General features: G+C 70.4%; 11 protein-coding genes. 1 reads left to right on the forward strand and 10 read right to left on the reverse strand.

The annotated features are described in order from the left end of the window. Positions 1-116: 116 nt before the first annotated feature. The 7 genes from mnhG to WME73_RS10810 are packed head-to-tail and all read right to left on the reverse strand — an operon-like array spanning position 117 to position 5,985. Positions 117-692, reverse strand: a complete 576-nt coding sequence (mnhG, locus tag WME73_RS10780; RefSeq protein WP_437915601.1) for a monovalent cation/H(+) antiporter subunit G — start codon at positions 690-692, stop codon at positions 117-119. Further along, positions 689-955, reverse strand: coding sequence for a monovalent cation/H+ antiporter complex subunit F (locus WME73_RS10785; protein WP_437915602.1), 267 nt, complete (start codon positions 953-955; stop codon positions 689-691). The genes mnhG and WME73_RS10785 overlap by 4 nt, the downstream gene beginning before the upstream one ends. Next, positions 952-1,425: a Na+/H+ antiporter subunit E gene (locus tag WME73_RS10790; protein WP_437745387.1), complete on the reverse strand. Its 474-nt coding sequence runs from the start codon at positions 1,423-1,425 to the stop codon at positions 952-954. The genes WME73_RS10785 and WME73_RS10790 overlap by 4 nt, the downstream gene beginning before the upstream one ends. Then, entirely contained in the window at positions 1,422-2,933 is a 1,512-nt protein-coding gene (locus WME73_RS10795; RefSeq protein ID WP_437915603.1) for a proton-conducting transporter transmembrane domain-containing protein, read from the reverse strand. Before WME73_RS10795 ends, WME73_RS10790 begins: the two co-directional genes overlap by 4 nt. Next, positions 2,930-3,277, reverse strand: coding sequence for a Na+/H+ antiporter subunit C (locus tag WME73_RS10800; protein ID WP_437745389.1), 348 nt, complete (start codon positions 3,275-3,277; stop codon positions 2,930-2,932). The genes WME73_RS10795 and WME73_RS10800 overlap by 4 nt, the downstream gene beginning before the upstream one ends. Next, a complete protein-coding gene (locus WME73_RS10805; protein ID WP_437745390.1) occupies positions 3,274-3,693 on the reverse strand; it encodes a Na+/H+ antiporter subunit B in 420 nt (139 codons plus the stop codon). Before WME73_RS10805 ends, WME73_RS10800 begins: the two co-directional genes overlap by 4 nt. Before the next feature lie 3 nt (positions 3,694-3,696). After that, entirely contained in the window at positions 3,697-5,985 is a 2,289-nt protein-coding gene (locus tag WME73_RS10810) for a putative monovalent cation/H+ antiporter subunit A (RefSeq protein WP_437915604.1), read from the reverse strand. Between the two features lie 211 nt (positions 5,986-6,196). Here WME73_RS10810 and WME73_RS10815 point away from each other — a divergent pair, with 211 nt between their 5' ends. Then, the gene (locus WME73_RS10815) at positions 6,197-7,963 is read left to right on the forward strand and encodes a hypothetical protein (protein ID WP_437745392.1); all 1,767 of its coding nucleotides are present in this window, start codon (positions 6,197-6,199) and stop codon (positions 7,961-7,963) included. Here the strand turns inward: WME73_RS10815 and WME73_RS10820 are convergent. The 3 genes from WME73_RS10820 to WME73_RS10830 all read right to left on the reverse strand — a co-directional run bounded on the left by WME73_RS10820 (position 7,960) and on the right by WME73_RS10830 (position 13,586). Next, complete coding sequence (locus WME73_RS10820) at positions 7,960-9,624, reverse strand: response regulator (RefSeq protein WP_437915605.1); 1,665 nt, start codon at positions 9,622-9,624, stop codon at positions 7,960-7,962. The genes WME73_RS10815 and WME73_RS10820 overlap by 4 nt on opposite strands. A 66-nt stretch (positions 9,625-9,690) precedes the next feature. After that, entirely contained in the window at positions 9,691-12,513 is a 2,823-nt protein-coding gene (locus WME73_RS10825) for an ATP-binding protein (protein ID WP_437915606.1), read from the reverse strand. 56 nt (positions 12,514-12,569) lie between these two features. After that, entirely contained in the window at positions 12,570-13,586 is a 1,017-nt protein-coding gene (locus WME73_RS10830) for an ABC transporter substrate-binding protein (RefSeq protein ID WP_437915607.1), read from the reverse strand. Between the last annotated feature and the right edge of the window lie 38 nt (positions 13,587-13,624).

A 13,624-nucleotide genomic window follows, 5' to 3' on the forward strand; every position in this document is an offset into this window, starting at 1 on the left:
GCTCGCCGCATGGAAGCGGCGCAAGCGGACGAACTGCATAGGATAAGAGAGGATGACGAGCCTGGCAAACACGCCTGCCCGCCGACCGCCGGGGGCGTCGAGGTGCGGCTGTGGTGCTAGGCCTCGAAGATCTCGCGCACGCGGCCGAGCTCTGCCGGCTCCACGAGCACTTCGAGCCTGTCGCCGGCCTCGAGGATTGTCTGCCCTCGGGGCACGACGGTCCCGCCCTCCCGGTGAATCGCGCGAATGAGCACGCCGGCAGGCAGGCCGAGCTCGGCGATACGCTTGCCGACGACGGCGGCCCCGGGCGCGAGCTCGAACGTGCGGGTCCTCGGCTCTGTGCCGGCGAGGGTGTGGGTCGCTGGATCGTAATGCGCCGCGAGCTCGTTCACCACGGTCTCCGGCGAGAGGGGCGTGTTGGTCGTGTAACCTGCGCGAGCGAGCAAGTGCGTCGCCACCGGCATCGTCAGCGCAACGAACGCGATGATGACGATGGCCCGGGTGGTGACGGCCGGGTCGTAGAAATGAAGGGCGGAGGCCGAGATGATGCATGTCATCCCGAACACCGAGGCCTTCGATGTCACCTGGAGTCGCGTGAACAGGTCCGGCATGCGCAGGATGCCCACGGCCGCGAGCAGCATGAAGATGCATCCGACGACGAGGAGCGCGCCCTCGACGAACTCGAGGATCACGACGTCTCCCCCTGCCGCTCGAGGTAGTGCGCGAACGCGATGGTGCCGAGGAAAAAGATGAGCGACAGCACCATCACCGCGTCGAGGAGGACGCCGTGGTCGGTCACCATCGCGTAGAGGGCGATGCCCCCGCTGCCGACCGTCGCCATGAGGTCCATGGCGACCACGCGGTCGGGCAGGCTCGGCCCGAGCAGGAGGCGGATGAACGCGACGACGAACGCCACCGTGACGACGGCGATCGCGACGAGCAAGAGCGGGGTCATCGGAAGAGCTCCTTCACGCGGCGCTCGAGGTCGCTCTTGATGGTCGCGCGCAGCGCGTCGGCGCTGTCCACGAACATCGCATGGACGAAGAGGACCGTGCGGTCGCCCGAGACGTCGAGGCCAAAGGTGCCGGGCGTCAGGGCGAGGAGGATCGTCAGCACGGTGATCTCGAGATCGGTCGTCAGATCCAGGGGGACCGCGACGATGCCGGGTCGGCTCTTTCGCCTGATCGAAATGACGTCGCGGGCGACCCTGAGGTTCGCCCGCACCATCTCTTTCGCATAGAAGAGCATGAACGACAGCACCCCTGGCAGCTTCTCGAAATAGGTCGTGGGGCCGATCAGGCGCCGGAGCCAGAGGAGCAAGAGGTACCCGACGAGGAAGCCGAAGACGAGGCCCCCTGCGGTGGCGCGGCCGGTCAGGCCCACCCAGACGATCGCCAGGAACAGATTGAGGACGAGGGCTCTCATGGGCGACCCTCCCCCAGCACGGCGCGCACGTATTCGGTCGGATCGGCGAGCTGCGCGGCGGCCCGCTGGACGACAGCGAGGAGCGGCTCGGGCGCCATTCCGAGCGTGACGCCCAGCGCGGTCAAGAGGACGACTGGCACGTACAGGAGCGCGCGACGCCGCGCCCCGCTCTCGCGCGGGGCGAGGTCGGCCTCGGCGGGCGCGGTCTTCCAGAAGGCCTCGTTCCATATCTTCGTCATCGAAATGAGGGTGACGAGGCCGACGGCGAGGCTCGTGGCGACGACGGCCGCGGCCCCTCGCGAGCCGACCTCGAGCCCCGATCGCACCAGGATGAGCTTGGCCCAGAAACCCGACAGGGGCGGCATGCCGGCGAGGGAGAGGGCCGTGACGAGGAAGCAGGCGGAGAGCCCGGGGCTCCGCGCGAGGAGCCCGCCCTGGAGGTCGAGGGAAACGTCTTTCCCATCGGATCGCATGATCCCGCTGATGAGGAAGAGGTTCGACTTGATGATGGCGTGGTGCAGGACGAAGAAGATCGCCCCCGAGAGGGACGACAGCGTGAACAGGCCGAGGCCCATGACCATGTAGCCGACCTGGCTCACGCTGTGAAACGCGAGGATCCGCCGGACCTCCCGGTGGGACACCGCGCCGAGCACGCCGACGGCCATGGTGAAGGCCGCGATCCCGAGGAGGAGCGCGTGGGTGGCTTCCCCGTCGCCCACGAAAAGGAGGGTGAAGCTACGCACGAGGGCGTAGACACCCACCTTCGTCAGGAGCCCCGCGAACAGCGCGGTGACCGTCACGGGGGGCGTGTGATACGAGTCCGGCAGCCAGAAGAAGAGGGGGAAGACAGCGGCCTTGATGCCGAACGCGACGAGGAAGATCATCGCGAGGGTGAACCGGATCGGCGGCGCGAGGCTCGGCAGCTTGAGCGAGAGGTCGGCCATGTTGAGGGCGTGCACGGATCCGTAGAGGATGCCGAGGCCGGTGAGGAACAGGGCGCTCGAGATCAGGTTCATCGCGACGTACTTGATCGCGCCCTGCATCTGCGGCCGCTCGTTGCCGAGCACCAGGAGGACGAAGGACGCGATCAGCGTCACCTCGAACCAGACATACAGATTGAAGAGGTCGCCGGTGACGAAGACCCCGTTCGTCCCCATGAGGAGCGCGTGCATGAGCGGGTAGAACCCGTGCGCCCGCCGTCCGCGGTCGATGTCCGACAGGGAGTAGATCGACGTGACGACCGCGATGACGCCCGAGAGCAGGACCATCAGCGCGGAGAAGAGGTCGACCACGAAGGTGATGCCGTACGGCGCGGGCCAGCCCCCGAGCTGGGTCGATTGAATGCCTCCCCGGTGCACGGCGCGGAGCAAGGCGATACCGACGGTGAGCTGAAGGACGCTCCCGACGAGCCCGAGCGCGCGCTGTCTCCCCACGCGCCGGAAGGAGAGGAGCGAGAGGGCCGCCGTGGCCAGGGGGACGAGGACGGGTAGGACGAGGAGCACCTTCATGGGCGGGTCGATTCGAGAGAGTCGATGTCGTCGCTGCCCATCGTCCGATGTACGCGATGAAGGAGGACGACGGCGAACGCGACGACCGCGAAGCTGATGACGATCGCCGTCAGGATCAGCGCCTGGGCCACGGGATCGGCCGGCGGCGCGTGGAAGGCCCCCTCCCCCTCGGGGATCAGCGGGGGACGGCCGCGGACGACGCCGGCTGCCGTGAGGATGAGGAGGTTCGTCCCGTGCCCGAGCAGCACGAGGCCGAAGGCGAGCTTCACGATGCTGCGCCGGAGCATGAGAAACAGCCCCGACGCATAGAGCCCGCCGACGACGATCGCGAGGAGCACCGTCATGAGCTCATCTCCGCGGCCATGAGGAGGATCATGAGCACCATGCCCATCACGGCGGCATACACGCCGACGTCGAACAGCACCGGCGTCCCCACCGCGACGTCGCCGAGCCCCGGCACGGGGACGGTCGCCCACACGCCTTGCAGGAAGGATCCGCCGGCCACGAGCCCGACGACGCCCGAGAGCAGGATCGTCGAGAGCCCGAGCCCCATGAGCGTCTGGGGCGCGACGCGGAGCAGCTGCCGCGTCGAGGGGACGTCGTGAGCGAGGATGTGGAGCGAGAACGCCGCTGCGATGATGAGCCCGCCGAGGAACCCGCCCCCGGGCTCGTTGTGACCGCGGAGGAGCGCGTAGATCGAGACGATGATCAGGAGCACCATCAAGACCGGCGTGGCGGCGCGCAGGATGACGGAGGGCATGGCTCAGGCCCCCTTCCGCGTGCGGGTCGCGAGCAGGGCATAGACCCCGATCCCGGCCACGCAGAGGACCGTGGACTCGCCCAGCGTGTCCATCGCCCGGAAATCCACGAGGATCACGTTGACGATGTCCCGCCCGTGGGCCTCCGGGTACCCCTTCGCCACGAAGAACTCGCGCAGGATCGGCTCCGGGGAGAGCGTCGACGACATGAGGATCAACAGGGTCACCGTGGCCCCGAAGATCACGGAGACGATCGCGTCCGGGATCCACACGCGCGCGGGGGATCGGGGCACGAAGCGCGGCAGGTGGTGCAGGACGAGGACGAAGATGACGACCGTCAGCACCTCGACCATGATCTGCGTCAGCGCGAGATCGAGCGCGCTGAAGATCACGTAGACGACCATGACGCAGAGGCCGATCGCGCCGAGCGCGGCGACGACGGCGAGGCGCGATTGCGTGCGCGTCGCCATGGCCGCGGACGCGAGGATCACGCCCGCGAGCACGAGCTCCGGGAGCTCCACCGTGAGCGACGGGATCGTGAAAGGGAGGCTCCGGAGCAGAGGCGTCCCGACGAGCACGACCGTCGTCAGGGCCGTGATGAGCAGATAACGGCGCAAATGCCCCGTCTGGAGCTGCCCGGTCAGCCACTCCGCGAACCGGAGGAGCCCCGCGAAGGCAGCGTCGTACACGCGCGCAGGGCCCCAGGCTCCGAGGCGCGTGGCGGCGTCGAGGAGGCGCCCTTCGCGGCCGGAGAGGACGCGGAAGAGCCCGAGGCCGGCGAGGAGCGTCGCGACGCTGAGTCCGAGTACGGGGGTCAGGCCGTGCCACAGGTGCAATTCGAGCCGCGCGGGCCGGGCGAGGATCGCGGTCGCCGCCGCGCTCGGGAGGTCGCCGAGGAGCCGCGGCGCCACCCCGAGGACGAGGCTCGCCGCCGCGAGCGTGGCTGGCCCGAGCCACAAGGACAGCGGCGCTTCGTTGGGGAGCGCGGGCGCCGCCGGAGGACCCCCGAAGAAGGGGCGATGGGCGACGACCAAGCTCACCACGACCAGGAGGGCGCTCGACAGGACCGCGGCCCCGGCGAGGACCGCCGTCATCGAGGGCGGCGCCAGGACGGCCTCGTAGAAGAGCTCTTTCGACAGGAAACCGAGGAGGGGCGGCGCCCCCGCGCTCGAGATCGCCGCCAGTACGGCCGCCGTCGCGGTGATCGGCATCCGCCGCGCGAGGCCCCGCAAGCGGGTGACGTCGCGGGTCCCCGTCTCGTGGTCCAGGGTCCCCGCGGTCATGAAGAGAGCGCCCTTGTACAGCGAATGCGCGACCAGATAGACCACCGCCGCGGAGACGGCCGCCCGGGTCCCGATGCCGAGGAGCATCGTGAGGAGGCCGAGCACGCTCACGGTCGAATAGGCGAGGATCCGCTTGAGGTCCTTCTGCGTGACCGCGAGCGCCGCGCCCGCCACCATCGTGGCGGCGCCGAAGCCCGTCACGACGAGGTACCATTCGCGCGTCGCGCCCAGCGTGGGATGCAGGCGCGCGAGCAGATAGACGCCGGCCTTCACCATCGTGGCCGAATGCAGATAAGCGCTGACCGGCGTGGGCGCCTCCATCGCCCGAGGGAGCCAGAAATGAAACGGCACCTGCGCTGATTTCGTGAAGGCCCCCGCGAGGACGAGGAGCAGGATCGGCAGGTAGAGGGGGCCTTCGCGGACGACGTCCCCCGAGAACCGCGAGATCCGCGTCTCTCCGGTGACCACGACGAGGAGGACGAGGCCCGCGAGCATGGCGAGCCCGCCGCCGCCCGTCACGAGGAGCGCCGTCAAGGCGGCTTTGCGCGCCTCCGGCCGCTCGTGGTCCCACCCGATGAGCAGATACGAGCTTACGCTCGTCAGCTCCCAGCACACGAAGAGGAGAATGACGTCGTCGGCGAGCACGAGGCCCGCCATGGATCCCGTGAACAGGAGCAGGTAGGCGTAAAACCGCCCGAGCCGCGGGTGCGAGCGCAGGTACTCGCTCGCGTACACGAAGATCAGCGCGCCGATGCCGCAGATGAGCCCGAGGAACACGAGCGAGAGCCCATCCAGCCTCACCGCGAGCTCCACGCCGAGCGACGGGATCCACGGCAGCGACGCGTGATGGGCCTCCCCCTCGGCGAAGGGCCACGGGACGAACGGCACCGCGAACACGAGCACCGCGAGCGGGAGCGCCGCGAAGAGCCAGCCGGCCGGGCGCCCGAGCCCGCGGTGGAGGGCCGGCGCCAGCAGCGCTCCGACGAACACGCTCAGGACAGCCCACAGCATCGCAGCAGGTTCCCCTTCGATGCCGGCGAGGGTCCGAGGCGTTCGGGCCCACGGCCTGCCGAGCGGGCTCGACGCGCTGTTTGCCCTCGTTCCCGCGGCGCCGGCGAGCGCGATCGGGCGAGCGCGCCGTGCCGAGCAGCCCGCCTCGTCGCGGCCGTGCGCTCGACGGCTGTGCCGCGATGCGCGGCGGGCGCAGAGCATCGGATGCGGCATGGATGCGCAGCGCGCCAAGGCGAGGCCCGCCGCCCGCCGCCCGCTCGCGGCGCTGCTCCTCGCAGCGCCGCTCCTCCTGGCGAGCTGCGGCCGGGCGCCCGCCGCCCGCCGGGTGGAGCCGCGCGTGCGGGCCGTCCTGGAGGCGCACGGGGCGCCTGCGCTCCCGGCGCCGCCTTCCGCGGAATCGGTCCCGCTGCTGCTCGTCGCCGACGCCGCGCCGAGTGCGCCCGCGCCCGCGCCCGCGAAGCGCCCGCCGGGAGCGGCGCTGCCGGCGCCGGAAGCCGTCGTGTCGGCGGCCGTGCCGTTCGCGCCGGGCGCGCTGCGCGACGTCCGGTTCATCCGCCTGCGCGACGCGCGCGGCGCGGCGGTCCCGCTCCGCGCGAAGCCGCTCGCCGTCTGGCCCAGGGGCCGCTCGATCCGCAGCGCGCTCCTCGTCTTCCGCGCCGCGCTCGCGCCCGGAGAACGAGCGATCTACACGCTGGATTTCGGCGCCCCTTCGCCATCGTCACCTTCGCAGCGCGCCGACCGCCAAGCTCCCCCGGCCCCCCGGCTCACCCAGGTCCCGCGGCCCTTCCAGATCCCTCGGGGCGCCGTGCTCGACGAGGCGCTCCTGCCGAACCCGGACGGCCCGATCGCGGCGGTGCTGCCGCCGTCGTGGTACGCGGCGAGCCTGGTGTCCGGGCCGCAGCTCCCGGCCATGGACGATCGCCGCTTCCCCGGCTTCGAGGCGGGCATCGAGGGCGCGCTCGCCCGCATGACGCCCGCCTACGACGCGTACGGTGTCAGCTGCGCGGCCCCGTACCGCACGTACTACGACGGCCCGCACGCGCTCTACCAGCGCTTCCTCCGCAACGGCGACGCCGCGCGCTACCGGCGCGCGCGCGCCGAGGCCGTCTGGTACCGGCAGCACGAGCTCAGGTTCTCGCCCGATCGCCGCCTCGCGGTCCACGTCTGCGAGCGCGACGACTGGAGCCCGGCGGCGCCCCTCTCCTGGCAAGTCCTCCGGCGCATGCTCGGCCAGGGGATGGTCGACGACTACCTGCTCACCGGCGATCCGGCGGCCAGGGAGGCGGTCCTCGCCATGGGCGAGGCCCTCCGGCAGAACCAGGCCGCGCTCACGGGCGGAAGGGAGGACGTGCTGCGCGTGACCGAGCGCAACATGGCCTGGGTGATGATGACCCTGTCGAGCTACTACGCGCTCGACCCGCGGCCGGAGCTCCTGTCGACGCTGCGCGGGCTCGCGGATCGCACGGTCGCGTGGCAGCAGCAGGGCGCGTCGGGCGCGTTCGAGCACGACCTGACCCGCGCCGACCCGTCGGAGTGCGAGCGCGGCCCGCGCGGCGGCTCGCCGTTCATGACCGCGCTGCTCGTCGACGCGCTCATGGACTACCACGCGCTCACCGGCGACCCGCGCGTCCGCGAGGTGGTCGCGCGCGCGGCAGGCTGGCTCGCCGAGCGCGCCATCACCTCGGACGGGCGCGCGTTCCGGTACCTGTGGGGCTGCGAGACCGACGCGTACGACGACAGCGGGACGGCCGACCTCAACCTGCTGATCGTGCCCGTGTTCGGCGCCGCCTACGCATTGACGCGCGAGCCGCGGTGGATCGAGGTGGGCGACGCGCTGGCCGACGTCGGCGTGAAGGAGATGTTGGTGAAGGAGCCCAAGCACTGGAACCAGGCGATGCGCGCGTTCGGGCGCTACCTGGGGTACCGGGCGGCGCTCCCCGCCGCGGCGAGCGAATGGCCGCGATCCGCCGGTCGTTAATCATGGCCGCTCCTGCGCCCGGGCGCGCCGCCGTTGCGGGCGTGCTTGCCGTTGACGTGCAGGCCCGCCACGCCGTCGCCGGCCTGCTGGAGCGCATAGCCGATGCCGCTCTGGAGCGTCCCCTTGGTCACCACGGCGCCGAGATCGACGCCCAGATCGATGAGCGTCTGCGCCAGCTCGGCGCGGATGCCGGTGATCACCGTCTTCGACCCGAGCAGCCGCAGCGCCATCGCCGTGCTCATCAGCGTGCTCGCGACCGCCGAGTCGAGCACGGTCACCCCGGTGACGTCGATGATGACGACCTTCGCCCGGTTCGCCTGGACGCCGTTCAGCGCCGCCTCGAGCGCCTGCTCCGCTCGCGCGGAGTCGATCGTCCCGATGAGCGGCATCACCATGATGTGATCGGTGATCGGGATGAGCGGCGTCGAGAGCTCCGCGAGCCGGGCGCTCTGCGCGTCGATGACCTCCGCCTGCAGCGCGGCGCGCTCCTCCTCGGCCCGGGCGCGCTCCACGAGCTCCCGCTGCAGGCGCTCGTTCGTCTGGCGGAGCTCCTCCGTCTGGCGCGCCACCTCGGTCTCCAGGCGCTCGTTCGAGCGGCGGAGCTCGGACGTCATGTCCGCCAGGTGCCCGTAGAGCAGGGCGTTCTTCACGGCCACCGCCGCCTGGGAGGCCAGAAGCCCGAGCGTCTCCAGCTGCGCCGCGAGCAGCGGCTCCGGCGCCGCGTCGCCCTCGATGTAGAGGACGCCGATCAGCTCGCCCTGGCACATCATGGCCAGGCAGAGGATCGACCTCGGCCCCTTCCCGGCGAGGTACCGCGCGTCCTCCGGGCGAGCGTCGCGGCTCGTGTCCCAGACGAAGATCGATTGCCGGGCCCGCGCGACCTCCTCCACGAGCGACGCCGCGAGATCGGCGCCCGGGCCCACCGGCTTCGAGAGCCCGAGCACCACCGTGTCCGGCTCGCTCGTGATCGACGCCTCGATCACCAGCCCGGACTCGCGCGAGAGGACGAGGACGCACTTCCGCGCGCCGGCGTGCTCCAGCGTGAGCCGCATCAGCCGGTCGAGCACGTCGTCGAGGACGATCTCGCCCGAGACCGCCTGCGCCGCGCGGATGACCGTCGCCATCTGCGCCTGCGCCTGCGTGAGCCCCTCGAGCGCGCGCTCCAGCGCCACCGTGCGCTCTCCCACGCGCCTCTCCAGCTCCTGCGTGAGCCGCTGCAAGGCCGCCTCCGCCGCGATCCGCTCGTCCACCTGCGCGGCGAGGTGCATCGTCAGCCTCCTGAGCTTGGTGTGCACCCGGACGCGCGCGAGCAGCTCCTCGTCCAGGAACGGCTTGGCGAGGTAATCGACGGCCCCGAGGTTCAGGCCCTTCACCCGGTCCGCGGACAGGTCCGTGCTCGCCGTCATGAAGATGACGGGGATAGCGGCCGTGGCCGGGTCTCCCTTCAGCCGCCGGCACGTCTCGAACCCATCCATCCCATCCATCTTCACGTCGAGCAGGATGAGATCCGGCATCCCCTCCCTCGCGAGCCGGAGGGCGCGCGCGCCGTCCACCGCCACCGCGACCTCGAAGCCTGAGCCCGTCAGGGTATCGGACAAGAGACCGAGGTTCCTCGGGTTGTCGTCCACGATGAGTATCGTACCGGCTTCACTGGCATCCATCGTTCTACCCTCCAGGAGGCGCGCGCTCCCATTGCCACGACCAAGGCGCGCGCCGTCCAAGCAACGTCAATCGCGTAGGTGCATCTTGATGAAATCTTCAACCGCTTCCATCTTGAAATCCTGCATCAGGCGGCGCAGGTGCCTGCAAAACGGCGCGAGCTTCGGATCGGCGCGTTCGAGCCTGTCGAGGTGCTTCTGGAGCTGGTGGAAGAGCCCCCTGTGCGCGAGATCGAAGAGGAGCCGCAGATCCTCGGCGGCTGGGGCGGTCATCGGGAGATCTGCGCCGCCGGCGGGCTCGGGTGAGCTCGGGTCGCGGTGGGCGCCGGCGGGCGCCTCGCCCGGCGCGCCAGGATCGCCCTGCTGCTCGTAGATCCACGAGAGCCCGAGGTGCCGCTGGATCTTGTCGAAGACCTCCTCCAGCTGCAGCGGCTTCGGGAGGAAATCGTCGGCGCCCGCGGCCAGGCTCTTGTCCTGATCGGAGAGGAAGACGCTCGCGGATGACGCGAAGATCTTCAATCCTGCTCGATCCGGCGCCTTCCGGAGCAGCCGCATCATCTCCCAGCCGTCGAGCTCCGGCATCGCGAGGTCCGTGATCACCAGGTCGAACTCGCGCTCCGACGCCGCCGCGAGGCCCTCCTTGCCGTCCGTGGCCTCGGACGTCTCGAACCCGACGGACTGCAGCACCTTCACGAGCACCTCGCGGTTCTCGGGCTGGTCGTCGACCACGAGGATCCGCCGCCGCTTGCCCTCGTAGTCGACGACCGCCGAGGCGGGCCGGAGCGCCGTGGGCTGGGTTCGCCGGGGCGACTCGGCGAGGATCACGTCCATCCAGAACACGCTCCCCTTGCCGGGCTCGCTCCTCACCTCGATGGAGCTGCCGAGCAGCTTCATGATGCGCTGGCTGATCGCGAGCCCGAGCCCCGTCCCGTCGACGCGGCGCTTGCCGTCGCTGGCTTGCTTGAACGGGAGGAAGATCTGGTCGAGCTGATCCGGGCTGATGCCCGTCCCGGTGTCCTCGATCTCGAAGCGCACCCGGTGCGTCCTGCGCGGCGCGCTCTGGAGCGCGGCGGAGTCCGGCGCGGAGCCGTGCGGCGGGCGCGGCCCCTCGCCCAGCCGCTTGATCGTGAAGGAGACGCTGCCCTTCTCGGTGAACTTCACGGCGTTGCCGAGCAGGTTGATCAGCACCTGCCGCAGCCGCCGCTCGTCGGCGTAGACGTCGGTGGGGAGCTCGGGATCGGGCGTATACACGAGCGCGATGCCCTTCTCCTCGGCGCGGATGCGGCAGATCTCGGCCGTCGATCGCAGGAACGAGGGCAGGTGGAAATCGTTCGCGTGGGCCTCCATCGCCTGCGCCTCGATCTTCGCCAGATCGAGGACGTCGTTGATCAACGTGAGCAGGTGGGCGCCGGAGCGATGGATGACGTCGATCCCGCGCAGGTCCTGCTCGCTCAGCCCCCGCGAGCGCCGGAGGATCTGCGCGTAGCCGAGGATGCCGTTGAGCGGCGTCCTGAGCTCGTGGCTCATGTTGGCGAGGAAGTCGCTCTTCGCCTTGTTGGCGGCGTCCGCGGCGACCTTCGCCTCCTTCAGCTCGGCCGTGCGCTGCTCGACGCGGTGCTCGAGCTCCTCGAACGACCCCTGGATCTGGCGCGCCATCTGGTTGAACGACTCCGCCAGCGTGCCCATCTCGTCGTGGGATCGCACCTCGACCGCGGTGTCGAGCTTCCCGCTCGCCAGCTGCGACGCCGCCTGGGCGAGGCGGGTGATCGGCCTCGTCAGGACCTGCGCCATCAGGACGGCGACCGCCGTGACGATCGCTGCGATCAGCGAGGCGAGCAGCAGGGCGTCGCGCGTCGTCTTCTCCTCGATGGGCTCGAGGAACGCCGCCTCCGGCCGCACGAACGCCACGGTCCACGGCGGCTTCTTCATGCCGTCGAAGGCGCTCACGCGCGCGAGGGCCACCGCGCTCATGGGGGCGTCCCTCGCGGCCATGCGGGCCTGCAGGAAGCGGCTCGCCGTCGAGGTGGGGTCCTGCTCGCGCTCGAACCGGCGCAGCCCCTCGTCGAAGGCCCGCACGTCGGTCGACAGCTCCGCGGCCGGTTTGTCCGGCAGCCGCCGCTCCGCCTTGAGCCGGCCTTCGAGCTCCGGGGCGAGCGGCACCAGCGACTTGAACACGAGCTCCGGGGAGCGGCCGTGCGCCAGGCGGACGTGGTGCTCGTCGAGGAGGATCGCGAACGCGTCCGACGCCTCCAGGAGGCGCGTCTGGGAGAGGATGATCCGCTGGACGGCGGACAGGTTGTAGGTGCACCGGAGCACGCCGATCGTCTTCTTCTTGTTCAGCGCGTCGCGGATGGGGCTGCTGAAGACGAGCTGGGGCACCTCGCCGGCGAACACGACCGACGACGCGTACGGCAGGCCCGTCTCCACCGCGCCGACGAAGTAGTCCCGCTTGGATTCGTCCCTGTCGACGGGCGTCTGCACCGTGTCGAGGACGTTCTGCCCGCGCTGATCGAGCAGCGCGTACGAGAGAATGTTGATCGTGTCCTTCCGGATGAGCCCGTGCAGCGTCCTCGAGGCGCGCGCGTGCTCCTCGGTCCCGCTCCTCCGGGCCTCCTCGCCGAGGCTCAGGTAGCTGGTCAGCCCGGGCAGGCGGGCCTCGACGCGGACGGCGTCGAGGTTGCTCTCGATGAAGTCGTCGACGCTGTTCGCGGCCTGCGACGCGGCCGCGGCGAGCGCCTGGTTCGCGCTCTCGGTCAGCACCGTCTCGTTGGTCCGCTTGTTCAGGAGCGTGAGGATCGAGAGCGGCGCGAGCGCGACCGTCAGGAGCGCCACGATCAGCTTCATGCGGAGGGTGATCAGGGGGACCGGCAGCTGCTGCCTTGCGCGACTCATAGCGTTCGTCGAACCTCCGTGGTGGTGCTCTCCAGGTGCTCCACGCGCCGCTGCGATCACTCGCGCTTCGTGACGGGAGGCAGGAAGGACGAATCGAAGATGTTGTTGATGTCCGGGCGGCGCCCCAGCTGCCCGTCCTGGACGAGAAAATCGACGTGCTTGTTGACGAGCGGGGCCAGCGACGTGGGGTCGTTGTTCGGCGCGAACCGCCGTCGGACCTCCTCCAGCGAGAAGAGCTCGTATCCGTCGATGCTGATGTCCGTGACCGGGATCTTCAGCGCCTTCGCGATGATCTCGTTGCTCTCCTGCGGGTGGGCCTTCCAGAACTCGACGGCCTGGAACCAGCCCCGGATGAAGGCGCGGACGTCGTCCGGCCGGTCGCGCAGCACCGTGCCTCGGAACATCATGAAATCGGCGAACAGCCCGGGCGTCTCCCTGCTGGAGAAGATCGGCCTGGCGCCGGACTTCGCCGCCTGCGTCACGTAGGGCTCCCAGGTGTGTCCGGCCTGGATCGTATTGTTCGCCAGGAACGGGGCGACGTCCGTCTCGCTCACGTTGACCAGCGTCACGTCGTCGATGGCGAGGCCGTTCCTCTCCAGCATCTCGCCGACCAGCATCTCGCCCAGGGCGCCGGTCTTGGCCGCGATCTTCTTCCCCTTGAGATCCGAGATCTTCTCGATCTCCGGCCGCGCCATGACGACGTCGGCGCCCGCCGTCTGGCCGAGGTAGAGGACGACCCGCGCGTCCGGCTCCCTCGCGAGGACGCGCACGACGACCTCCATGGTCCAGGGCAGGCCGTCGACCTTCCCTGCGGTGAAATCGGAGATCATGCCGTACAGGTCCGGGTTGAAGAGGAGCTCGACGTCCACGCCCTGCTGGTCGAAGAAGCCCTTCTCTTTGGCGATCGACATCGGGAAGTACCCAACCCAGTAGCCGTGGCTGACGCGGAGCGGCGGCCGCGCCTCCTTGCTCCGATCGCCGCGTGAGGGCTCCGGCTGGCACGCCGAGGCGAGCAGGGATAGCGCCGTCACCGCGAGCCAGCCGATCGTGCGACGCACAGCGGATGTCTTCATGGTCTCTCGGGGCTCCTTCTCGGGATCGTGGAGAGGGC

Source organism: Sorangium sp. So ce302 (genome assembly GCF_051530145.1).
In the GTDB taxonomy this organism is placed as follows: Bacteria; Myxococcota_A; Polyangia; order Polyangiales; family Polyangiaceae; genus Sorangium; species Sorangium cellulosum_B.